This window comes from Streptomyces sp. 840.1 (genome assembly GCF_003751445.1).
Lineage (GTDB): Bacteria > Actinomycetota > Actinomycetes > Streptomycetales > Streptomycetaceae > Streptomyces.
In genome coordinates this window covers 3,575,324-3,596,192 of sequence record NZ_RJUU01000001.1, presented here as the reverse complement: position 1 = coordinate 3,596,192, position 20,869 = coordinate 3,575,324, and the positions used below count along the sequence as shown (strand labels likewise).

18 protein-coding genes, 2 tRNA genes and 1 pseudogene are annotated in these 20,869 nt (G+C 71.8%); 15 read left to right on the top strand and 6 right to left on the bottom strand.

Annotated features, from left to right (window positions below):
• Positions 1-57: 57 nt before the first annotated feature.
• The 3 genes from EDD93_RS16440 to EDD93_RS16430 all read left to right on the top strand — a co-directional run bounded on the left by EDD93_RS16440 (position 58) and on the right by EDD93_RS16430 (position 1,383).
• Entirely contained in the window at positions 58-399 is a 342-nt protein-coding gene (locus EDD93_RS16440) for a hypothetical protein (protein WP_123525851.1), read from the top strand.
• Positions 400-602: 203 nt separating this feature from the next.
• Positions 603-1,319 (top strand): bifunctional DNA primase/polymerase, encoded by a 717-nt coding sequence (locus tag EDD93_RS16435; protein ID WP_123525850.1) that lies wholly within the window; start codon positions 603-605, stop codon positions 1,317-1,319.
• A tRNA-Lys gene (locus tag EDD93_RS16430) sits at positions 1,310-1,383 on the top strand. Before EDD93_RS16435 ends, EDD93_RS16430 begins: the two co-directional genes overlap by 10 nt.
• A gap of 58 nt (positions 1,384-1,441) precedes the next feature.
• Here the strand turns inward: EDD93_RS16430 and EDD93_RS16425 are convergent.
• Complete coding sequence (locus EDD93_RS16425) at positions 1,442-2,683, bottom strand: M6 family metalloprotease domain-containing protein (RefSeq protein WP_185092498.1); 1,242 nt, start codon at positions 2,681-2,683, stop codon at positions 1,442-1,444.
• 534 nt (positions 2,684-3,217) lie between these two features.
• On the opposite strand from EDD93_RS16425, the gene EDD93_RS16420 reads away from it, so the two are divergent.
• On the top strand, positions 3,218-4,978 hold the full coding sequence (locus EDD93_RS16420) for a bifunctional diguanylate cyclase/phosphodiesterase (protein ID WP_123525848.1): 1,761 nt from the start codon (positions 3,218-3,220) through the stop codon (positions 4,976-4,978).
• A 20-nt stretch (positions 4,979-4,998) separates the two neighbouring features.
• On the opposite strand, the gene EDD93_RS16415 is transcribed toward EDD93_RS16420, so the two are convergent.
• Positions 4,999-5,904, bottom strand: a complete 906-nt coding sequence (locus EDD93_RS16415; protein WP_123525847.1) for a LysR family transcriptional regulator — start codon at positions 5,902-5,904, stop codon at positions 4,999-5,001.
• A gap of 207 nt (positions 5,905-6,111) precedes the next feature.
• Here EDD93_RS16415 and EDD93_RS16410 point away from each other — a divergent pair, with 207 nt between their 5' ends.
• A complete protein-coding gene (locus EDD93_RS16410; protein ID WP_123525846.1) occupies positions 6,112-7,530 on the top strand; it encodes an MFS transporter in 1,419 nt (472 codons plus the stop codon).
• Positions 7,531-7,662: 132 nt separating this feature from the next.
• Here EDD93_RS16410 and EDD93_RS16405 read toward each other — a convergent pair whose 3' ends face one another.
• Positions 7,663-8,760 carry an LLM class flavin-dependent oxidoreductase gene (locus EDD93_RS16405; RefSeq protein WP_123525845.1) on the bottom strand — a complete coding sequence of 366 codons (1,098 nt, stop codon included), beginning with the start codon at positions 8,758-8,760 and terminating at the stop codon, positions 7,663-7,665.
• A gap of 106 nt (positions 8,761-8,866) precedes the next feature.
• Positions 8,867-9,679, bottom strand: a complete 813-nt coding sequence (locus tag EDD93_RS16400; RefSeq protein WP_123525844.1) for an aspartate/glutamate racemase family protein — start codon at positions 9,677-9,679, stop codon at positions 8,867-8,869.
• A gap of 206 nt (positions 9,680-9,885) precedes the next feature.
• On the opposite strand from EDD93_RS16400, the gene EDD93_RS16395 reads away from it, so the two are divergent.
• The 7 genes and pseudogenes from EDD93_RS16395 to EDD93_RS16365 form a co-directional block, all read left to right on the top strand.
• The gene (locus EDD93_RS16395) at positions 9,886-10,845 is read left to right on the top strand and encodes a D-2-hydroxyacid dehydrogenase (RefSeq protein ID WP_123525843.1); all 960 of its coding nucleotides are present in this window, start codon (positions 9,886-9,888) and stop codon (positions 10,843-10,845) included.
• A gap of 255 nt (positions 10,846-11,100) precedes the next feature.
• The gene (gene ehuB, locus EDD93_RS16390) at positions 11,101-12,003 is read left to right on the top strand and encodes an ectoine/hydroxyectoine ABC transporter substrate-binding protein EhuB (RefSeq protein WP_123525842.1); all 903 of its coding nucleotides are present in this window, start codon (positions 11,101-11,103) and stop codon (positions 12,001-12,003) included.
• A gap of 24 nt (positions 12,004-12,027) precedes the next feature.
• On the top strand, positions 12,028-12,762 hold the full coding sequence (gene ehuC, locus EDD93_RS16385; RefSeq protein WP_123525841.1) for an ectoine/hydroxyectoine ABC transporter permease subunit EhuC: 735 nt from the start codon (positions 12,028-12,030) through the stop codon (positions 12,760-12,762).
• Complete coding sequence (ehuD, locus tag EDD93_RS16380) at positions 12,759-13,403, top strand: ectoine/hydroxyectoine ABC transporter permease subunit EhuD (RefSeq protein ID WP_123525840.1); 645 nt, start codon at positions 12,759-12,761, stop codon at positions 13,401-13,403. The genes ehuC and ehuD overlap by 4 nt, the downstream gene beginning before the upstream one ends.
• A complete protein-coding gene (ehuA, locus tag EDD93_RS16375; RefSeq protein WP_123525839.1) occupies positions 13,393-14,244 on the top strand; it encodes an ectoine/hydroxyectoine ABC transporter ATP-binding protein EhuA in 852 nt (283 codons plus the stop codon). The genes ehuD and ehuA overlap by 11 nt, the downstream gene beginning before the upstream one ends.
• 166 nt (positions 14,245-14,410) lie before the next feature.
• Positions 14,411-15,169 carry an IclR family transcriptional regulator gene (locus EDD93_RS16370; RefSeq protein WP_123525838.1) on the top strand — a complete coding sequence of 253 codons (759 nt, stop codon included), beginning with the start codon at positions 14,411-14,413 and terminating at the stop codon, positions 15,167-15,169.
• 15 nt (positions 15,170-15,184) lie between these two features.
• Positions 15,185-15,286, top strand: a pseudogene (locus EDD93_RS16365) (IS5/IS1182 family transposase); the annotation flags it as partial.
• On the opposite strand, the gene EDD93_RS16360 reads toward EDD93_RS16365, so the two are convergent.
• Positions 15,284-15,841: an SMI1/KNR4 family protein gene (locus EDD93_RS16360; protein ID WP_123525837.1), complete on the bottom strand. Its 558-nt coding sequence runs from the start codon at positions 15,839-15,841 to the stop codon at positions 15,284-15,286. The pseudogene EDD93_RS16365 and the gene EDD93_RS16360 sit on opposite strands and share 3 nt — an antisense overlap.
• Before the next feature lie 311 nt (positions 15,842-16,152).
• Here EDD93_RS16360 and EDD93_RS16355 point away from each other — a divergent pair.
• The 3 genes from EDD93_RS16355 (at position 16,153) to EDD93_RS16345 (ending at position 19,199) form a co-directional block, all read left to right on the top strand.
• Positions 16,153-16,226, top strand: a tRNA-Lys gene (locus EDD93_RS16355).
• Positions 16,227-16,419: 193 nt separating this feature from the next.
• A complete protein-coding gene (locus tag EDD93_RS16350; protein WP_123525836.1) occupies positions 16,420-17,550 on the top strand; it encodes a winged helix DNA-binding domain-containing protein in 1,131 nt (376 codons plus the stop codon).
• A gap of 143 nt (positions 17,551-17,693) precedes the next feature.
• A complete protein-coding gene (locus EDD93_RS16345) occupies positions 17,694-19,199 on the top strand; it encodes an MFS transporter (RefSeq protein ID WP_123525835.1) in 1,506 nt (501 codons plus the stop codon).
• Here EDD93_RS16345 and EDD93_RS16340 read toward each other — a convergent pair.
• On the bottom strand, positions 19,176-20,852 hold the full coding sequence (locus EDD93_RS16340; RefSeq protein WP_123525834.1) for an AMP-binding protein: 1,677 nt from the start codon (positions 20,850-20,852) through the stop codon (positions 19,176-19,178). The two genes, EDD93_RS16345 and EDD93_RS16340, sit on opposite strands and share 24 nt — an antisense overlap.
• Between the last annotated feature and the right edge of the window lie 17 nt (positions 20,853-20,869).

Here is a 20,869-nt window from a genome sequence, read left to right as displayed (position 1 = left end):
GCGGCGGGCTGGACAATAGAGGGTGGCCGTCGGGCCCACCGGAGGAGGAACACCCACATGGCACAACCCGAGCGGAACGAGCGGCAGCGGCTGCGCCCCGCACCCCTGCTCTTCGAGCCGTCGGCGTCGGTCGCCGATCCGGAGCACTTCTTCGACCTGGAGTCGATGGAGGATCCGAAGGAGCTGCTGAGCCGTTCCACCGAGCTGGCCCTGGCGTTCCGCGCCGCGACCGATCGGGCCGTCGAGTTCCAGGCGGTCGCGGCCGCCCAGCTGGCCGACCCGCGCCGGTTCGACCGGCTCACCACGGCGGAGATCGCCCAGCGGGCGGAGTGGACCGAGGACTACGCGACGAAGATGGTCGAGTTCGGCAGGAGCCTGCTGAACGACCCCAGGCCCTGAGCCGCCGAGGTGCCGGCGTACGGACCCGGCGCCCGGCCTGCTCGCCGGCTCCGGCGTGCTGCCCGCCGCCTCCCGTCCAGTGCCGGCTCCGGGTAGAACCGCTGGCATATGCCCGGGGGCAAGATACTCCTCGCCACCCCGACCTGTCCCGGTTTCCGGCAACTCTCGGAATCCGCTTGATCACTCCCGGTAGACCTGTGTGCATGACCGCATGGCTGCCAGACGAAACGACCCTGCATCACGGCAACGGCCCCTACCGGGAGGACCGGGCCGCTGACGTATTCGCCGTCCTGCGCGAGCAGGCCGGTAACCAGACGGCTCAGGTGACCGCGGCCGGGGCCGCCTGGCTGGCCGGCGCCGCCGCGTATCCGCGCAGCGCCCTGAGCCAGTGGGAGTCGCACCCGTCCGCCCCGGGCGTGCTGCCGTGCGGTTCGGCCTTCGACGTGGTGAACGTCCCCACGCTCTTCGGACGCCGGATGCTCGAACACCTCTGGGCGGACGGTCCGGGCTCCGGGCCGGTCGCCCTGCACCGGGGCCGGATGCTGCTGTTCGCCTCCCCCGGGACCGCCCAGCGGCTGCCCTCGCTGCTGGACTGGGAGGAGTGGGGCGGGGGCCCCGCGTCCCGGTCCGAGGGAGACGCGGCGGGCGAGGAGGAGAGCGGCCGGAAGGTACCTCCGCTGCTCTGTCACGGCACCGGGGACGCGGTGACCGTACCGCCCCTGACCTGCGGGGCGAATGCCTCGGGCCCCCGCTGGGTGGTCGCCCCCGACACCCGCAGCCCGTGGCTGCCGGGGCCCGACGTACTGCTCTGGGCCTGTGTGCGGGTGGCCCGGTCGGTGCCCTCATCGGGGCCTCGTATTTCGATTTTTCCTCCCGCCGATCAGGGTGCTAAGGTCTACGACGTCAGCAGGCGCCGCTAGCTCAGTTGGTTAGAGCAGCTGACTCTTAATCAGCGGGTCCGGGGTTCGAGTCCCTGGCGGCGCACAGACGGGAAAAGCCCCCTCGCGAGAGCGAGGGGGCTTTTTCGTATGGGCCGGACCGCTTACGTTCCGGTGGTGATCCGGACGGTCCAGGCGCCGGACGGGGTCCGGTCGGCGACCTCGATCGTGGTGTGCCCACCGGGGACGGAGAACGTCTCCCCGACCCGCAGCGGTGCGTCCGCGAGCGGTGGGTAGACCGACTGGTCCCAGCAGGCGTCGGTGCCGGGGTGGGTGTCGATGACGTCGACCGGCCCGCCGCCCGACGGGGTCTCGTTGCGGATGCGGTAGAGCAGCACGCCCTCGCTGCACGTCGACCGGTCGTTGCCGGTGGCGCTGCGGGCCTCGATCCCCACGGCGCTGCCCTCGCCGGTCCTGATCACCGCGAGCCGGGTCCCGATGGACGCGCCGGGCACCGGCACGGCCGCCATCGGTTCCAGGGTCACCACCCGGTCGCTCTGGACGCAGACCACCTGCCGGTCGTCCAGCCAGCCGAGCTTCCACTTGTGCCAGCCGAAGAGATCGGGCGCGAGCCCGAACTGGCTGCCCATCACGTCCCAGTCGCCGACGTAGGTGTCCCAGTCACCCTTGCCGTCCTGCGGCCGGTGGTAGAGGTCGGGCAGGTCGAAGACGTGACCGGTCTCGTGGGCCAGCACGTTGTGGTCCGGCGGGTGCTGTTCGAAGACGGTGACGACGCGCCTGATGTCCGTACCGTCGGCGTGCAGCGGCCGGTCGAAGTTGACGACCTTGGTGGCGTCGGAGTCGACGCCCGGAGCGTCCGGGTCGGCGACGAGGTAGACGATGTCGTACTTCGAGAAGTCCACCTCGGGGTCGGCCGCGGCGATCGCGTCGCGCAGGTAGGCGCTGCGCCGGTCGCCGGCCCAGTCACGCTTTATGCCGTAGCGGACCGACGGCTCGGGCATCTGGATCCACCGCTTCAGCGGGTGCGGGCGCAGGGTGAACTTCCCGTACGAGGCGCGCTGGAAGAACCGGGTGGTGGCGGGGAAGTAGTCGGAGGTGAGCTCGGCGGGGGTGGTGAGCGGCCGGGAGTCCGGGAACGACAGGAAGACCATGACCGCGTCGAGCGGATGGTCGGGGCGCGGGTAGGCGCCGTTCCACTCGTCGAGGCCCAGCGAGTGGTGGGCCTCGGTCCGCGGCAGCGCGCAGGCGGCGGCCGCACCGGTGGCGGCCGCGGCGGGCCCCGCGACGAGGGAGGTGGCGGCCACCGCCAGCAGGGAGATCAGGCCGGCCGTCACGGCACGCGGACTCGGCCTCACCACTCCTCCGGGTCCGTGCTGACGCGGCACATCTACCTCCGGGTGCGGGGTGCGGACGCCTGGGATCTTCAGCACCCTCCCGACCACCCTGTGGCGGTTCGGGCGTTACGTCCTGTTGAGCTGCCCCAGTCGGGTCAGTGGTCAGGCCACGTACTCCCTTCACGGAAAGTCACAATCGATCACCGATACAACCGGAGAGAACAGAGCCGCGCAGAAACGATCAGGTGTGGGCAAACCGGATCTGCGCGCGAATGGCCCATGCATATCGGTTGCGCACTCCGGAACGGTCGGGGCGCTGGAACGGCCGAGCCGCCAGCCTCTATGCTTCACCTCGCTTTCCTCCGCGATTTCCGCCCCTGACAACGGCGCTCCACGCGGCGGGCCAGTCCGACCAGACCTGTCCGGGACAGAACTGCATGGCGGGAGCGAACGGTGAGCGCAACCTCCGATGGGGCGAGGCCCCCGGCAGGCACAGCGGCCTCTTCCCCACGACCACCGGTCACGGAGCGTCATGACTCTTGGCCCGTCGAGGGGGCCGGGGCGGAGCGCGCCGGGGAGACGGCGGTGTCCGGGCCGCACGACTACCGGGCCGCCTTCCTCGCCGCCACCCTCCCGATGGCCGTCGTCGACCACGAGGGCCTGATCGTCACCGCGAACGAGGCCCTCGCCGCCCTGGTCGGCATCGCCGGGCCCGCGCTCACCGCCCAGTCCGCCTCCGATCTGGTCGACCTCGCGGCGGACGGCCGCACCTGGCACGCCTACCGCGAGGTGCTGCACGGCAGGCGCTCCCGCTTCCGCTGCACCCGCCGGCTCAAGCACCCCGACGGGCGCTCCCTGTGGGCCGAGATCACCGTCGTGCCGATGCCGGGTGCGCAGACGCCGGAGCCCGGCGCCGCGCCCGGCCAGGTGCTGCTCTCGGTCGCGGACGTCAGCGACCGGCGCGAGCTGCAGAAGCGGCTGCGCCACCTGCAGATGCACGACCCGGTGACCCGGCTGCCCAACCGCACCCTGTTCTTCGAGCGGCTCTCGGCGGTCCTGGAGACCCCGCCCTTCCAGGACGACACCCGTCCCGGACGCGGCCGGATCGGGCTCTGCTACCTCGACCTGGACGGATTCAAGGCCGTCAACGACACCCTGGGGCACCGGACCGGGGACCGGCTGCTCGCCGCCGTCGCCGCCCGGCTCACCGACTGCGCCGAGCAGGAGGGCCCGCACCCCAGCGGCGCCCCCCTGGTGGCGCGTCTGGGCGGCGACGAGTTCGCGATCCTGGTCGAGGAGTCCACGGGCACCCGGCAGCTGACCGAGCTCGCCCGCACCGTGCTCGCCGCGCTCCAGAAGCCCTTCGACCTGGCCGGGCAGCGGCTCTCCGTCTCGGCGTCGATCGGCGTGGTGGAGCGGCCCGTGGCGGGCACCTCGGCCACCGGTCTCATGCAGGCCGCCGACACGACGCTGTACTGGGCCAAGGCGGACGGCAAATCCCGCTGGACCCTCTTCGACCCGGAGCGCAACGCGCACCGGATGACACGTCAAGCGCTCTCCTCCAACCTCCGCCCCGCCGTGGAGCGCGGCGAGTTCACCATCGAGTACCAGCCGCTGGTCGGCATGGCCGACGGGGTCGTGCGCGGGGTGGAGGCGCTGGTGCGCTGGAACCACCCGCAGTTCGGGATGCTCTCGCCCAACCGGTTCGTCGCCATCGCGGAGGAGGACGGCTCGATCGTGCAGCTCGGCCGCTGGGTGCTGCGGGCGGCGTGCCGTCAGGCCCGGCGCTGGCAGCTCGACCACCCGGCCGAGCCGCCGCTGTTCATCAGCGTCAACGTCGCGGTCCGCCAGGTCTGGGACTCCGACCTGGTCACCGACGTGGCGGAGATCCTCGCGGAGACCGGCCTGGCCCCGGCGCTGCTGCAGCTGGAGCTGACCGAGTCCGCGGTGATGGGTTCGGCGGGCCGCCCGCTCCAGTCCCTCCAGGCGCTCAGCGACATGGGCGTCCGCATCGCCATCGACGACTTCGGCACCGGCTACTCCAACCTCGCCTACCTGAGCCGCCTGCCGGTCTCCGTACTGAAGCTGGACGGCGCCTTCGTGCGCGGCTTCCGGTACGAGGACGGCACGCATCCCAGCCCCGCCGACGAGACGATCGTCGAAGCGATGGTCCAGCTGGCGCACCGGCTGGGCCTGACCGTCACCGCGGAGTGTGTGGAGACGGCCGGCCAGGCGGAGCGGCTGCGCCGGATCGGCTGCGACACCGGGCAGGGCTGGCTCTACTCGCGCGCGGTCGCCCCGGAGCGCATCGCCGAACTGCTGGGCGCCCGCGCGCTGGAGGCCTGAGCCGGCGGTGGTCCCGGCGCTCAGCCGCCTTCCACGTCCGGCCGCAGCTCCAGGCAGCTGCGCACGAAGTCCCGCACCGCGGCGGGGACCACGGGCGTACGGGGCCAGGCGACCCCCACCCGGGACGGGCTGACCCCGCTGACCGGTCGGTAGACCACGTCGGGGCGCTGGTAGAAGCGAGCCGTGGCCTGCGGGGTGAGGCTGACGCCGTCGCCGTTGGCGATCGCGTTCAGCCACTCGTCGGGGTTGTGCGCGACCGCCCCGACCGTCACCGGCCGGCCGCCCCGCTCGTCCGAGGCCAGCCAGTACTCGCGCCACCAGCCCGAGGCCTGCGGGGTGGCGACGAACGGCTCGTCGAAGAGGTCCGCGAACGCGATCACCTCCTGACCGGCCAGCCGGTGCCCTGCGGGCAGGGCCACCCACCGGTCCTCGGTGATCAGCACCTCGACGTCCAGCGCCTCCTCACCGGGGAACGGCAGCCGCAGCAGCGCGGCATCGGCGTCCCCGGACGCGAGACCCGCCGTCGGGTCGTCCCAGGGGGTCTGGTGCAGCTGGACCCGCCAGCCCGGCCGCCGCCGGACGAAGTCCGCGATGATCCGCTGCGTCAGCTCGTTGGCCCCGCTGGCGACGAAGCCGACCCGCAGCACCCGGTCCGCGCGGCTGGCGGCGCCCTTGGCCGTCCGGAGGGCGGAGTCCCAGGAGTCGAGCACGGCCGGGACCGTAGCCGCGAGCGCCGTCCCCGCATCGGTGAGTGCCATACCGGCCCTGGACCGGGTGAACAGCGTGACGCCGAGCAGCGTTTCGAGCTGCTTGATCTGCTTGGTCAGGGCGGGCTGCGAGATGAACAGCCGCTCGGCCGACCGGGTCAGATGACCCTCCTCGGCGACGACGGCGAAGTAGCGGAGCAGCCTGGTGTCGACATCCATGCCCCCAGGTTATGGAAGCGGGTATTGGACCGGCCGGGCGGTGCGGGCCGAAGCTCGTATCCGTAACCACCGCGCCGCACCGGGAAGTTGGCAGCGGATCGCCGGGCACCTGGCTGATCAGCGCCTTCGGGGCGGGCGACGCGGCCGGCAACGCACGGCACGACCTGGCGGCCGGCACCAGACTTCCGAACCGCTGAGAGGCTCCCGATGACCACCGTCACCTCACCGCCGTCCGAGGACACCCGGTCCGGCGGCCCCGGGGCCGCCGCGCTCGGGCTGCGCGGACTGCTGATCCTGATCACCCTGTGCGGGGCCACGTTCATGACCGGCCTCGACTACTCGATCATCACCGTCGCGCTGCCGGAGATCGGGCGGGATCTCGGCTTCGCCTCCACGGGCGACCTGCAGTGGGTGGCCACCGCCTGCCTGCTGCCCACCGCCGGGCTGCTGCCGCTCTTCGGCCGGCTCTCCGACCTGGTCGGCCGGCGCAGGCTCTTCGTCCTGGGCGCCGCGCTGTTCACCGCGCTCTCGCTGCTGGCCGCCGCCGCCACCGGTCCGGCGCTGCTGATCACCGCACGGGCCGGGCAGGGCATCGCCGCCGCGATGATCGGACCGACCGCGCTCGCCCTGATGACCGCCTCGTTCCCCGAAGGGCCGCAGCGCACCAAGGCGCTGGGGATCAACGGAGCACTGCTCTCGCTCGGTTTCGTGACCGGCACCATCGGCGGCGGGCTCATCACCAGCGGACTCGACTGGCGCTGGACGATGCTGCTGCTGGTGCTGATCGGCTCGGCCGTCCTCGTCGGCGCGCTGACCGTGCTCCCCGCCTCCGCCGACACCCGCCGCGCGGGCCGTCTCGACGTGCCGGGCGCCCTGCTCTCCGGCGGAGGCCTGTTCGCCCTGGTGTACGCCATCTCGACCGGCGCCGACGCCGGCTGGACGAGTGCGCCGACGCTGACCGCACTGACCGGTGCGGTGGTGCTGCTCGCGGCCTTCCTCGTCACGGAGTCCCGGCACAGCGCGCCGCTGGTTCCGCTCGGGCTGCTGGGCCGCCGCACGGTCAAGTGGAGCGCACTGGTCGGGCTGATCACCTTCTCGATGTGCGGCGGCGCGACGCTGCTGCTGAGCCTGTACATGCAGGACGTGCTCGGCTGGTCGCCGCTAGCCACCGGCTTCGGCTTCCTCGCCGAGGGTGTGGCCGCGCTGGTGGCCGGCACCCTGGCCTCCCGGGTGATCGCGGCCCGGGGCACGACGGCCACCATGGCGACCGGTCTGCTGGTCCAGGCGGTGGGCACGGGCGCGATGGTCCTGCTGCCGGCCCACGGCAGCCTTCCGCTGCTGCTGGTCACGTCGGGACTCATGGGATTCGGCCATGTCCTCGCCGTGGTCGCGTTCATCTCGACGCTGACCTCGGGGCTGCGGGACGACGAGCAGGGCGTGGCGGGCAGCCTGGCCCAGATGCCGCAGTTCGTGGGCGCCATCGGTGTCGCGGGGCTGGCCGCCGTCGCCGGCTCGGGCAGCACGCTGCTGGCCGGGCTGCACGCGGCGCTGCTCGTGGCGGGCGGCACGCTGCTGGCCGGGGTGCTGGTGGCGGCGGTCTTCCTGCGCCGCGGGCCGCGGAGCTGACCGGATGCCCCGGGACACGGGCCCGGACCGGGGCCCGGGTACGACTGCGGACCCGGACACGCCGAAGCCGGTCCGGCCCCCTCGTCGCGGGCGCGAGAGGGGGCCGGACCGGCTTTTCCGGTGCGGCTCGGGTCAGGCTCCCGGCAGCCCGTACGCGTCCGCGATCAGCCCGTAACTGCGCAGCCGGGCCTCCCCGCCGTGGGCGTTGGCGGTGATCATCAGCTCGTCGGCGCCGGTGCGCTTGGCCAGGTCGTCGAGGCCGGTGCGGACCTCGTCCGGGGTGCCGTGCACGATGTTGACGAGCCAGCTGTCGACGAACTCGCGCTCCATCGGGGTGAAGGCGTACGCCTCCGCCTCCTCCGGCGTCGGGACAAGGCCGGGGCGGCCGGAGCGCAGCCGGAGCATCGACAGGGCGCCGGTCAGCACCTGGCGGCGGGCCTCACGTTCGTCCTCGGCGGCCAGGGCCGCGACGCCGATCAGGGCGTACGGGGCGTCCAGGACCGCGGACGGCCTGAAGGACTCCCGGTACAGCTCCAGGGCCGGGATGGTGTTCTGGGCCGAGAAGTGGTGGGCGAAGGCGAAGGGCAGGCCGAGCATGCCGGCCAGCCGGGCGCTGAAGCCGGAGGAGCCGAGCAGCCACAGGGGCGGGCGCCCCGGGGACTGGACGCCGCCCTCGGCGGTGGCCTGGACGGGGCCGGGGACCGCGTGGATGCGGGCGTAGGGGTGGCCGTCGGGGAAGTCGTCGTCCAGGAAGCGGGTCAGCTCGGCCAACTGCTGCGGGAAGTCGTCGGCGCCTTCGTTGAGCCGTTCCGTGCGGCGCAGCGCGGCGGCGGTGGCGCCGTCGGTGCCGGGGGCTCGGCCGAGGCCCAGGTCGACGCGGCCGGGTGCCATGGCCTCCAGGGTGCCGAACTGCTCGGCGATGACGAGCGGGGCGTGGTTGGGCAGCATGACGCCGCCGGAGCCGAGCCGGATGCGTTCGGTGTGGGCGGCGGTGTGGGCCAGGATCACGGCCGGTGAGGAGGAGGCGACGCCGGGCATCGAGTGGTGTTCCGCGACCCAGTAGCGGTGGAAGCCGCGCCGCTCGGCGAGCTGCGCGATCTCGACCCCGGTGCGCAGGGCCTGGCTCGCGGTGCCGCCCTGGCCCACGGTCACCAGATCGAGCACGGAGAGCGGAACGGGTGCCGTTCCCTCCGCCTTGCCACGGATCTCGTCGCCTCGAATCTCGTCCACGTCCTGACCTCTCCGATGGTGCTCGTCTATCCCTCGTACGTCTGGAGAGGAAAAACAGGAGGATGACTCCGTTTATTCCGGGACCCGGCTGCCCGGGGGCCCGCCGTTATTCCCGGGTCCGGCCGGAGCCCCCGCCGTGGGCGTACGAGCGGCCGCTCCCCCAGACCCGCCGGGCCGGCGGTTCGGCCGGGGCGGGCGGCGCCTCACGGGCCGCGAAGAGCGTGCCCAGCTGGGCGCCCCAGGCGGGGCGGTCGGCGAGGCGCAGGGCCTCCCGGACGGCGACCTGGTTCGCGGTGAGGACGGGCTTGCCGAGCAGCTCCTCCAGTTCCGCGAGGTGGCCGACCGTGTGCAGGGCGGTGTCCGGAAGCAGTACCGCGTCCGCGTCCGGGCGGTCTGCGGCGGTGGCCAGCTCCCTGATCCGGTCCGGTCCCCACTCCGCGGCCTCGGCGGCCGTGGCGGCACCGGCCGCGTGGGTGGCGAGGACCTCGATGCCCTCCTCCTCCAGGAACGCGGTGAAGCGCGCGGCGATCTCCTCGGGGTACGTCGCGGCCACCGCGACCCGGGCGGCGCCCAGCTTCCGTACCGCGTGGGCGTAGCCGATGGAGGTGCTGGAGACGGGGACGCCCAGCGCGCGGGCCACGCCCGCGGCCTGGTCGCGGGCGCCCTGCGGGCCGTACAGGAAGCTGCCGGCGTCGCAGGCCCACACGACGGACTCGACCCCGGAGCGCTGCAGCTCCTCGGCGCCGGCCGCGAGCCTCTCGGGGGCGCCCAGGGCCCGCAGGGCGTCCTCGCGGTAGGCGTCGTCGGGGCACTCGGTGTGGTTGATGACGAGTCTGATGGTGCTGTCGAGCAGGATTTCCATCCGCGGGAAGTCGTCCGCGGCGAAATGGCCCGGGTAGAGGAATCCGACGGTCGTCATGTCCACCCTTCCTGTGCGCCGGCTGCTGTCCGGCTGCCTTCCGACTGCCGTCCGGCTGTCTTCTGGAGCTCCCCCGTCTCCGTTCAAGTATTCCCCCATCCGCCCCGGTCATCGCCCCGACCTGTTGACGGGGCCCGGGGCGGCTGCGAGCGTGGGGACGGAGCCCGCCCAGGGCCTCTCGGCCGACGCGGGAGGAACCGTCCCCCATGCCGGAGCCCGTCCTGCTCGTACTGGACGCCGATCCACCGCCCCGGCTCGGCCGGCTGGCCGGACGGGTCCGGGTACGGCACGTGGATGCGGCCGGACTGGCCGCGCAGCTCCCCCACGCCGATGTCCTGCTGGTCTGGGACTTCACCTCCGACGCGGTGCGGGAGGCCTGGCCGGGTGACGGACCGCGACCGGCCTGGGTGCACACGGCGAGCGCGGGCGTGGACCGGCTGCTCTGCCCGGAGCTGGTGGCCGGCGACACCGTGGTGACCAACGCGCGGGGCGTCTTCGAGCAGCCGATCGCCGAATACGTGGCGGGGCTGGTGCTGGCGTTCGCGAAGGACCTCCCCACCACCCTGGAGCTCCAGCGCGCGCGGCGGTGGCGGCACCGCGAGAGCGTCCAGGTCGCGGGTTCACGTGCCGTGGTCGTGGGGGCAGGGCCTGTCGGGCGGGCGATCACCCGGCTGCTGATGGCCCTGGGCGTCGAGGTGGCGCTGGTGGGCCGCACGGCCCGGCGCACGATCCACGGGGCGGCGGACCTGGACCCGCTGGCGGCGCGGGCCGACTGGGTGATCTGCGCGGCCCCGCTGACCCCCCGCACACACGGGATGTTCGACACCAGGTTCTTCGGGCTGATGCAGCCGTCGGCCCGGTTCATCAACGTGGGGCGCGGCCCGATGGTCGTCGAGGCCGATCTGGTGGACGCGCTGCGCAAGCGGTGGATCGCCGGTGCGGCCCTCGACGTCTTCGCGACGGAACCGCTCGGCCCGCGGAGCCCGCTGTGGGACGTGCCCGGTCTGATCGTGTCGCCCCACATGAGCGGCGACACGTTGGGCTGGCGGGACCGGCTGGGCGAGCAGTTCGTCACGATGTATGAACTGCGGGCCGCCGGGCAGCCGTTGCCGAACGTCGTGGACAAGGGGCTCGGATACATCCCGGGGACGGATCTGGACGAGTGACCCCAACCCGACCCGTTCAATGCCGACTTCATTACCCCATTGCGGACATCTACTGATAACACCCCGTCATCCGCCGCATCCCACAAGGAAGTACACCCTGCGCACATCTCGTCGCGCTCCGCCCAACTTCGGACACGGGAAGGTCACCCTCCGGCCACCGTTCGGTTACATGCGATCTCCCGCTGCATAGACGTACGGGAGCGGGCAGGCGTTCACCCTGTCCGGACTGTTCGACCTTCCAGGAGACTGCGAACCATGGCTGATTTCCCGAACCTGTCCCGCCGGGGCTTTCTCAACCGATCGGCAGCCGTGGGCGGTCTGCTCGTCGTCCCCGGCCTGCTCACCGCTTGCAGCAAGACCGGCGCCGACTCCGCGGACGGCGAGGGAGCCCTCGACAAGCTCCGCAAGCAGGGCTTCGTCCGGGTGGCGTACGCCGACGAGGCCCCGTACGGCTACATGGAGGGCAAGGAGCTCAAGGGCGAGGCGCCCACCCTGCACCGGGAGATCTTCAAGGCCCTGGGCGTCGACGAGCTGCGGCCCACCCTCTCCGAGTGGGACGGACTGATCCCCGGTCTGCAGGCCAGCAAGTACGACGTGGTCAGCGCCGGCATGGCGATCACCCCGGAGCGCTGCGCCAACGCGCTGTTCTCTGAGCCCGAGTTCATCTCGCCGACCGCGATGATGGTGAAGAAGGGCAACCCGAAGAAGATCACCGACCTGGCCTCCGCGAAGGCGGCCGGGATCACCATCGGCGTGATGGCGGGTGCGGTCGAGGGCTCGTACGCCGAGGGCGCGGGCATATCCAAGGACAGGATCAAGACCCTGCAGAAGCCGCAGGACGGCGCGGACGCGGTCAAGGGCGGCCGCGTCGACGCGTTCCTGCTGACCGGCATCTCGCTGCGCTGGCTCGCCAAGACCAACGCGGGCACCGAGGTCACCGACGCCTTCCTGCCGGAGCTCAAGGGGAAGAAGCAGTACAGCCCCGGCGGCGCGGTCTTCCGCAAGGGCAACGAGGAGCTGCGGGACGCCTTCAACCGCGAGCTGAAGAAGATCGTCGCGGACAGGTCACGTTATGTGGAGCTGCTGCGGGACTACGGCTTCGGGGCCTCCGAGCTGCCGCCGGCCACGCTGAAGACGGCCGATCTGTGCAAGGGCTGACAGGGACGGAACGGAACCCACCGCATGAGTGATTTCTTCTCCGCCTTCATGGACGACCTCCCACAGTTGCGCTCGGGCCTGTGGGTGACGCTGGAGGCCACGGTCCTCGGCGCGCTGATGGCCCTGCTGCTGTCGTTCGTCCTCGGACTGATGTCGATCAGCCGGCTGCTGCTGTCGCGCGGCGTCTCCCGCGTGGTCGTGGAGTTCTTCCGCGGCACCTCGCTGTACGTCCAGCTGTTCTGGCTGTACTACGCGATGCCGACGCTGACGGGCTACGACCTGTCGCCGCTGCTCTGCGGCGTCCTCGCCTTCGGCCTCAACTACGGTGCGTACGGCGCCGAGGTGGTGCGCGGGGCGATCAACTCCGTGCCGCGCGCCCAGTACGAGGCGACGGTCGCGCTCAACATGACGCCGCTGCACCGGATGCGCAAGGTGATCCTGCCGCAGGCGTGGGTGCAGATGATCCCGTCCTTCACCAACCTGCTGATCCAGCTGCTGAAGTGCACGCCGCTGCTGTGGCTCATCTCGGCGGCCGACCTGATGACCGCCGTGGAGAAACTGCGCAGCCGCACGGGTGAGACCCTCACGGCCTATCTGACGTTGCTGGTCTGCTACTTCGTGATGGCGTACGCGCTGACCCTGCTGATGAACCTGCTGGAGCGGTCCGCCAAGCGCAGGCTCGGCCTGGAGACCGGCGGGCGCAGCCTGCTGAAGTCCCGCAGCGCCGTGACCGCCCAGACTGCCGGAGGTGCGCGGTGAACCAGGGATTCGACTGGGGTGCGGTCGGCGAGGCGCTGCCGCTGCTCCTCGACGGCTTCAAGATCACCCTCCTGGCCACCGTGCTCGGCACGCTGGTCGCCGCGGTGCTCGGGCTGGTCATCGCGGTCGCCGGACGGGCCCCGAGCCGGCTGGTGACCGTCCCGGTGCGGGTCGTGATGGAGTTCATCCGCTCCACCCCGCTGCTGGTCCAGCTGGTCGGCGCCGCCGCCGTGTTCAGCACGGTGGAGCCGCTGTACGTCGGCATCGTGGTGCTGGGCATCCACTACGCCACGTACACCTCCGAGGTGTACCGCGCCGGGATCGACGGGGTGCCGAAGGGCCAGTGGGAGGCCTGCCGGGCGCTGTCCATGTCGTCCCGGCGGACCTGGCAGGCCGTGATCCTGCCGCAGGCGGTGCGCAACGTGCTGCCCGCCCTCGGGAACTACGCGATCTCGATGTTCAAGGAAACCCCGTTCCTGGCCGTGATCACCGTCCAGGAGATGGTCTTCCAGGCCCGCGACTACGGAACCAAACACTTCGAGTACACCGAGGCGTTCACCCTTGCCGGCCTGATCTTCCTGGTCGCGAGCTACCCGACCTCACTGCTGATGAGAAAGCTGGAGAAGCGCCTTGGCCACTGAACCTCTCCCCCTGCAGAAGACCGCGGCCACGGCCCCCGAGGACGTCGTGCCGGTCTCCGCCTCCAAGGACACCGGGCACCCGCTGGTCCGCTTCGACAAGGTGGTCAAGCAGTACGGCGACCATGTCGTCCTCGATCAGCTGGACTTCACGGTCGAGCGCGGCGAGCACGTCACCCTGATCGGGCCCAGCGGTTCGGGCAAGACCACCATCCTGCGACTGCTGATGACCCTGGAGAAGGTCAGCGACGGCGTGATCCGGATCAACGGCGATCCGCTGACGCACATGACGGCGGCGGACGGTTCGCTGAAGCCGGCCTCCGAGAAACACCTGCGCGAGGCGCGGAAGAAGATCGGGATGGTCTTCCAGCAGTTCAACCTCTTCCCGAACATGAAGGTGCTGCAGAACATCACCGAGGCGCCGGTCAACGTCCTGGGCATGGACCGCGACAAGGCGGAGACCCGGGCCCGGGAGCTGCTCGACCTGGTCGGGCTCTCCGCGAAGGTCGACGCCCACCCCTCCCAGCTCTCCGGCGGCCAGCAGCAGCGGGTCGCGATCGCGCGGGCGCTGGCGATGGAGCCGGAGATCCTGCTCCTGGACGAGGTGACGTCGGCGCTCGACCCGGAGCTGGTGGCCGGCGTCCTGGAGCTGCTGAGCGACATCGCCCGCAACACCGACATCACCATGCTCTGCGTGACCCACGAGATGAACTTCGCCCGGGACGTCTCGGAGAAGGTGCTGATGTTCGACGCCGGACGGGTCGTGGAGTCCGGTTCGCCGGAAAAAATCTTCACGGATCCAGAGCACGAACGCACGCGCGAATTCCTCAACGCGGTGCTGTGACCTCGGCATCCGTCGCTCGCCATTGACTCTGGCATATGCCAGGCGGGTGCGCCCCAGCTCGCAGAGCCGGGGCGCACCGCCGAGTCGTCAACACCAGCCCCTGAACAGGGCTTTGGCGGCTATCGTGAGGGCAGAGCTTGCGGTCACAACCTGGTAGGGGGAAACCGTGGCGTTGAAGCCCGAACCGACCGCGCCGTTCCATTCGGTGCAGTACGCCCTTCGTGTTCTCGAAACCGTCTCCAAACACGGCAACGGTGTGACGGACACCCAGATCGCCCGGGAGACGGGGCTGCCCGTCGGGCACCTCGCCTCCCTGCTGCTGATGCTGCGCCGCGAGGGGTACGTCGAGCAGATCACCGACGGCGCGTACGTGATCGGCGCCTCGCTGCTGCTGCTCGGCTCCGGCGCGGCCCGCAGACAGGCCGTGGAGGTCCGGCTCCAGCAGGCCCTGGTGCAGCTGCGCGACTCGGTCGGCGCGGCGGTCTACATCAGCCGGTACGTGGACGGCGAGATCCGGGTCACCCAGTACGCCGACGGTCCGCACACCCCGGCGGTCAACGAGTGGGTGGACTTCCGGTCCGCGGCGCACGCCTCGGCCATCGGCAAGTGCCTGCTGACCCAGCTGGACCAGAACGGCCGCCGCGACCACATCTCGCGGCACAAGACCGCGCGGCTGACCTCGCGGACGATCACCAGCGAGCAGGTCCTCTTCTCCAAGCTGGACAGCCAGCCGGCGACGGTCCCGGTGCTCGACCTCCAGGAGTACGCGGTCGGCACGGTGTGCGCGGCGGTGCCGCTGACCGCCGGGGCGTCGGCCGGATGCCTGGCGCTCTCACTGCCCGTCGAGGACGCCCACCGGCTGCGCGAGGCGGCGGACACCCTGAACCGGCGCGCGGCACCGGTACTGCTGTCCCTGGCCCTCTAGGCTCTGTCCGGCGGATCCAACCGCCGACGACGCGGCAGCAAGGGCGGCCGGCCCACTGGCTTCGACGGCGAGGTGTACGAGCGCCGCAACGAGGTCGAGCGGCCAGTCAACAGCCTAGGGATGCGCTGCTTCCCGCACCATGGCGGCGAAGTCGGGGTGAGGCTCGGGGTCGTCACCGTCGCCGGGCCACCACACATACGCGGTCCACTCGCCGTTGTCCCCGATGCTGTCGGCGTGCAGCAGCCAGTAGCAGCCGCTACCGCCGTCGTCGTCGCCGACCAGCAGGCATCGCCTGAGTACGGTGAGCTGCTCCTCGAAGCTGTCGAGGTCCGACCACTCTTCGAAGAGCTCGGCGTCGAGGTCGGCAAACCAGCCGATCGTGCCGACCTGGAACAGGTTGACAGACCCGATGTCTTCCCAGCCGTCGCTGACATGGAGGAAGTTTCGGTACGAGGGAGGAAACCTCACCCCGAGCCGCTCCTCGGCGGCCACGATCGCTTGCTCGCCCGCCGGTTCGGCACCGGCCCACCCGGCCTCCAGCCGCTCCTTGCTGATGACCTGCCGATGCTCCTCGATGGCCTCACGGACCTCGTCCGAGTTGATGTGCCTGGCGTTGTAGTCGCTGAGGAACACGCGCCATTCCGCGACCGTCATGGGCGAAGGGGTCGTCATACCTGAACTCCGGTGATTCGTACGGTGGGTCTCGGACAGCCTCACACGACCCACTGACAATCGAAGCGTGTGCCGGCCCGGCAGCGACCTGGCCCCTGGAGCCGCCGCTCGGGACGCGGCGCGGCCTGTCGGCAGACGCTTCACGGATTGGCCGGGAAGTCGCGAGGAGCCGGCTCTGCTGCTCGACACAGCTCCGACCGCGATCCGCCGGACAGAACCTGGGGCCTGTCCGGCTGGGGGCCTGCGGCCCGGGTCCGCCGGGGGTTGTCATTCGCACCCCTGAGGACCAGGTATTATTTTCGAGTCAGCAGGCGCCGCTAGCTCAGTTGGTTAGAGCAGCTGACTCTTAATCAGCGGGTCCGGGGTTCGAGTCCCTGGCGGCGCACAGACAACGCACGAGGCGGTCTCCGGTCAACGGGGCCGCCTCGTGCGTTTCCGGCGTGCTCCGAGCTCGCCTGCGGACATCTCCTCGGCACAAGATCCGTACTTTCCGTAGGAGCGGACAGGCTCTGTCCGCTATCTCCGCCATCGTGGCGTGCGCACCGGTCACGTACAGCAGCTCACGGAAGCGGGTCACCATGCGGAAGCGGAAACCTGAGAACACCACGCCCGTCCTCGACAACCGCGCCCTCAACCGCGCCACCCTCGCCCGTCAGCACCTGCTCGCCCGCAGCGACGCGTCCGTCCCCGAGGCGGTGGCCCACCTGTGCGGACTGCAGGCGCAGGAGCCCCAGGAACCGTTCACCGGGCTGTGGTCCCGGCTGACCGGGTTCCGGCCGGAGCACCTGGACGACGCGCTGACCGGCCGCGCGGTGGTGCGCACCCACCTGATGCGCCGCACCGTCCACCTCCTCTCCCGCGACGACGCCCTCGCCTGGCGGGCCCGGCACGACGCCATGCTGCGCCAGCGCATGCTGGGCACCTACCGGAGCGAGCTGGCCGGGATCGACCTGGACGAGCTCGCCGCAGCCGGCCGCGCCGTGATGGCCGACCGGCAGCCCCGCACCATGGCCGAACTCGTCCAGGAGGTCCGGAACCGCTGGCCCGGTCCACCGCGCCGCGTCCTGGGCGAACTGCTCGTCGCCGCGCTCGTCCCGATGGCCCAGCTCCCGCCCCGGGGCCTGTGGCACCGGACCTCCGGGGTGCGCAACCTGCCGCTGGCCGCCTGGCTGGAGCAGGACATCACCCCGCTGCCCGCCGGGGAGGCCGGGGACGGCGACCCCGTGGGGCAGCAGCTGCTGCGCCGCTACCTCGCCGCCCACGGGCCCGCCGCGAGCGCGGACCTGCGCGCCTGGTGCGGCCTCGCCGGCCTGCCCGCCGCCGTCAAGGCCGTCCGGGAGGAGCTCGTCGCCTTCCGGGACGAGCGCGGCCGCGAGCTGCTCGACCTGCCGGACGCGCCCCGGCCCGACCCCGACACCCCGGCCCCCGTCCGCTTCCTGCCCGCCTTCGACAACGCGATCCTCGGCTACCACGACCGCAGCCGCATCATCGACGCCCCTCACCTCGGCCTGTCCGTCGCGGGCCACCGCGCGGTCCTCGTCGACGGCCGCGTCGCCGCCACCTGGTCCGTGCGCGAGCACCGGCTCCACGTCAGCCCGTTCCGCGCCCTCACCACCCAGGAGCGGGAGGCGGTCCACGCCGAGGCACAGGACCTGTCCGTCTTCCTGGACGAAGGCATCGAGCAGGTACGGCTCGACACCGCCGGCTGACGAGCCCGGCGCGACCGCCCAGCCCCACCGGTCCCGCCCAACCGGCCTCCTCCGAGGCCGGTTTCGTGCTGCCCGCGATGATGTACGAGCGTTTTACACATCCGTACTAGACAAGCGTTTCATACGCTTGTACATTTCCTGGCATGACAACACCTTCGAGCACCACCACGGCTCCCGGCGAGCGCGCCGGCCGCAAGGAATGGACCGCCTTCGTGGTCCTGCTGCTCCCCCTCCTGCTCGTCTCGATGGACGTCTCCGTCCTCTTCTTCGCGATCCCGTCCATCGACCGGGACCTCGCTCCCAGCGCCACCCAGCAGCTCTGGATCTTCGACGTCTACGGCTTCGCCCTCTCCGGCCTGCTCATCACGATGGGCTCGCTCGGCGACCGGATCGGCCGCCGCAAGCTGCTGATGATCGGCGCCCTCGCCTTCAGCACGGCCTCGGTCGGCGCCGCCTACGCCACCACCCCGGAGATGCTCATCGCGGCCCGCGCCCTGCTGGGCATCGGCGGTGCGACCCTGATGCCGTCGACGATGGGCCTGGTGCGCAACATGTTCCGCGACGCGGGGCAGCGCAGCCGGGCCGTCGGCATCTGGTCCGGGGCCATGGCGGGCGGGATCGCCCTGGGCTCGGTGCTCAGCGGCGTCATGCTGGAGCACTTCTGGTGGGGCTCGGTCTTCCTGATCAACGTGCCGGCGATGGTGCTGCTGCTGATCCTGGTGCCGGTGCTGGTCCCGGAGTTCAAGGACCCGAAGCCGGGCCGCTTCGACTTCCTCAGCGTGCCGCTGTCGATGGGCTCGGTGCTGCCGGTCATCTACGGGATCAAGGAGACCGCCGCCCACGGTATGGACACGCGCAACGCGGTGCTCATCGTCGCCGGGCTCGTCATCGGCTGGTTCTTCGTCCGCCGGCAGCGCGGCCGCGACGACGCGATGATCAGCCGGGAGCTGTTCCGGGGCCGCGGCTTCGCCGCCGGGATCGGTCTGAACGCGCTGGCCTCCTTCGCGATGATGGGTTCCGCCTTCTTCACCACCCAGTACCTCCAGTCGGTGCTCGGCATGAGCACGATGGAGGCCTCGCTGTGGAGCCTGGCCCCGTCGCTGGCGGTCGGCGCGGCCGCACCCGCCGCCACGGCCGTCGCCCAGCGGGTCGAGCGGAGCCGGGTCATCTGCGCCGGCTTCGTCATCGCGGCGGCCGGCTTCGGCGTCCTCGCCCTGTCCGGCACCGACTCCCTGTGGCTGCTGCTCGTCGGATCGGCCGTGATGAGCAGTGGGATCGTGACCGTCATGGCGCTCGTCTCGGACCTGGCCCTGTCCACCAGCCCGCCGGAGAAGGCGAGTTCGGCCGCCTCCCTGCTGGAGACCGGGCAGGAGTTCGGCGGGGCGATGGGGATGGCCCTCCTCGGCGCGGTGGCGACCGCGGTGTACGCCGCCCAGATGCCGGACTCCGCGCCGGACGTGGCCCGCAAGACGCTGCCGGGGGCGCTGTCCACCGGTGACGGTTCACTGATCTCGCTCGGCCGGGAGGCCTTCGTGCACAGCATGAGTTACGCCTCGGTGGCGGGGGCGCTGCTCCTGCTGGCGGGTGCCGTCCTCGCGGTGACGCGGCTGCGGCAGTCGGTCCTCTCAGACCCGTCCGGCGTCCGATGACAGCAGTCCGGCCCGACCGTGCTCCTCGAACTCAACTGTGAGGGCAGTCAGTTGTTTCTCCCCGAACGGTACGTAGACACCCTCCCGGTCCCGGCACCACACATCGGCCCCGGCCCGGAACCCCTCCAGGCGCAGCCCGACCCGGTGCACCTTGTTCGTCGCGGTCACGGGCATCGTGGGCACGATCCGTACGAACCGGGGCGCCATCTTCGTACCGAGGTCGGGCTGGTCGCGGAGGAAGGCGGCGAAGGCGGCCGGATCGAACCGGGCCCCCTCGCGCAGTGCCAGCGCCGCCATGACCTGGTCCCCCGCGACCGGGTCGGGCACCGCGTAGACCGCCACGGCCGCCGCGTCCGCCCAGCGGGCGAGGATGTTCTCGATCATCGCGGCGGCCAGGTTCTCGCTGTCGACGCGGAGCCGGTCCTCGGTGCGGCCGGCGAAGTAGAGGAAGCCGTCGGGGTCGCGGAAGAAGAGGTCGCCGGTCCAGTACCAGCCGCCGCGCACCCGGGCGGCGTCCGCCTCCTCGTTGCGCCAGTAGCCCTCGAAGGGGGTCCGGCCCCGGTTGACGAGTTCCCCTATCGCGGCGGCGCCGTTGAGCAGCTTCCCGCCCTCGTCGAAGACCGCGGCGACCCGCTCCCGGCCGGTCACGGGGTCGACGACCGCGAGGTCGTCCCGGTCCGCGGCCCGGCCGATCGCGCCGGGCGGGGTGTCCGGGGTCCGCTGGATCGCGGCGCCGCCCTCCGAGGAGCCGTAGCCCTCGACCAGCCGCACCCCGAACCGCTCCCGGAACCGGGCGGCGTCCACCGCGCTCGCCTCGGTGCCGAAGCCGATCCGAAGCGGGTGCTCGCGGTCGTCGGGGCGCTCGGGGGTGGCGAGCAGGTACTGCACGGCGCGGCCGACATAGGTGAAGTAGGTGGCGCCGTGGGCGCGTACGTCGGAGAGGAAGGCGGATGCCGAGAAGCGGCGGCGCAGGGCCACGGCGGCTCCGCCGGCCAGTGCGGGCGCCCAGTCGGCGATCACCGCGTTGCCGTGGAACATCGGCATGCAGATGTAGTGGACGTCCTCGCGGCCCGTCCCGAAGTGCTCGACGAGCGAGTGCCCGGCCGCGGCGAGGCGCCCCTGGGTGCAGAGCGCGGCCTTGGGGGCGCCGGTGGAGCCGGAGGTGAAGTAGAGCAGCATCCGGGTTCCGGGCCCGGGGCGGGCGATGACCGTGTCGCCCGGCTCGGCCCCGGCGTAGGGGGCGAGCAGCGCGGCGTACGCCTCGGTGTCGGTGACCAGCACCCGTACGCCCGGCAGTTCCAGGCCGTCGAGCAGCGGGAGGCGGGAGCGCTCGGTGATCAGCACCCGGCATTCGGTGTGCGTGATGTCGCGGGCCAGTTCGGCGCCGCGACGGGTGGGGTTGATGCCGGCGACGGCGGCCCCGGCCAGGGCCGCCGCGCTCAGCCAGAGCGGGAACTCCGGGGTGTTGTCGAGCAGCACCCCGAGGTGCGGTTCGCTGCCCGCCGGCAGCAGATCCGCCAGGAGCGCAGCCCGTGCGGCAGCGCCCGAGGCGACCTGATGATGACTGAGGACGGTGTCCTCGTGCCTCAGTCCCGGCCGGTGGTCGCCCCATTGGCGCTGTACGAGCTCCGCGACGGTGCCTGCGCTCCTCATGGCGCCGCACGGTAACT

Excerpts from the sequence above, each read along its gene's own strand:
- EDD93_RS16440 (WP_123525851.1), top strand. The coding sequence starts at position 58 with ATGGCACAACCCGAGCGGAACGAGCGGCAGCGGCTGCGCCCCGCACCC.
- EDD93_RS16435 (WP_123525850.1), top strand. The coding sequence starts at position 603 with ATGACCGCATGGCTGCCAGACGAAACGACCCTGCATCACGGCAACGGC.
- EDD93_RS16415 (WP_123525847.1), bottom strand. The coding sequence starts at position 5,904 with ATGGATGTCGACACCAGGCTGCTCCGCTACTTCGCCGTCGTCGCCGAG.
- EDD93_RS16410 (WP_123525846.1), top strand. The coding sequence starts at position 6,112 with ATGACCACCGTCACCTCACCGCCGTCCGAGGACACCCGGTCCGGCGGC.
- EDD93_RS16400 (WP_123525844.1), bottom strand. The coding sequence starts at position 9,679 with ATGACGACCGTCGGATTCCTCTACCCGGGCCATTTCGCCGCGGACGAC.
- EDD93_RS16395 (WP_123525843.1), top strand. The coding sequence starts at position 9,886 with ATGCCGGAGCCCGTCCTGCTCGTACTGGACGCCGATCCACCGCCCCGG.
- ehuB (WP_123525842.1), top strand. The coding sequence starts at position 11,101 with ATGGCTGATTTCCCGAACCTGTCCCGCCGGGGCTTTCTCAACCGATCG.
- ehuC (WP_123525841.1), top strand. The coding sequence starts at position 12,028 with ATGAGTGATTTCTTCTCCGCCTTCATGGACGACCTCCCACAGTTGCGC.
- EDD93_RS16360 (WP_123525837.1), bottom strand. The coding sequence starts at position 15,841 with ATGACGACCCCTTCGCCCATGACGGTCGCGGAATGGCGCGTGTTCCTC.
- EDD93_RS16350 (WP_123525836.1), top strand. The coding sequence starts at position 16,420 with ATGCGGAAGCGGAAACCTGAGAACACCACGCCCGTCCTCGACAACCGC.
- EDD93_RS16345 (WP_123525835.1), top strand. The coding sequence starts at position 17,694 with ATGACAACACCTTCGAGCACCACCACGGCTCCCGGCGAGCGCGCCGGC.
- EDD93_RS16340 (WP_123525834.1), bottom strand. The coding sequence starts at position 20,852 with ATGAGGAGCGCAGGCACCGTCGCGGAGCTCGTACAGCGCCAATGGGGC.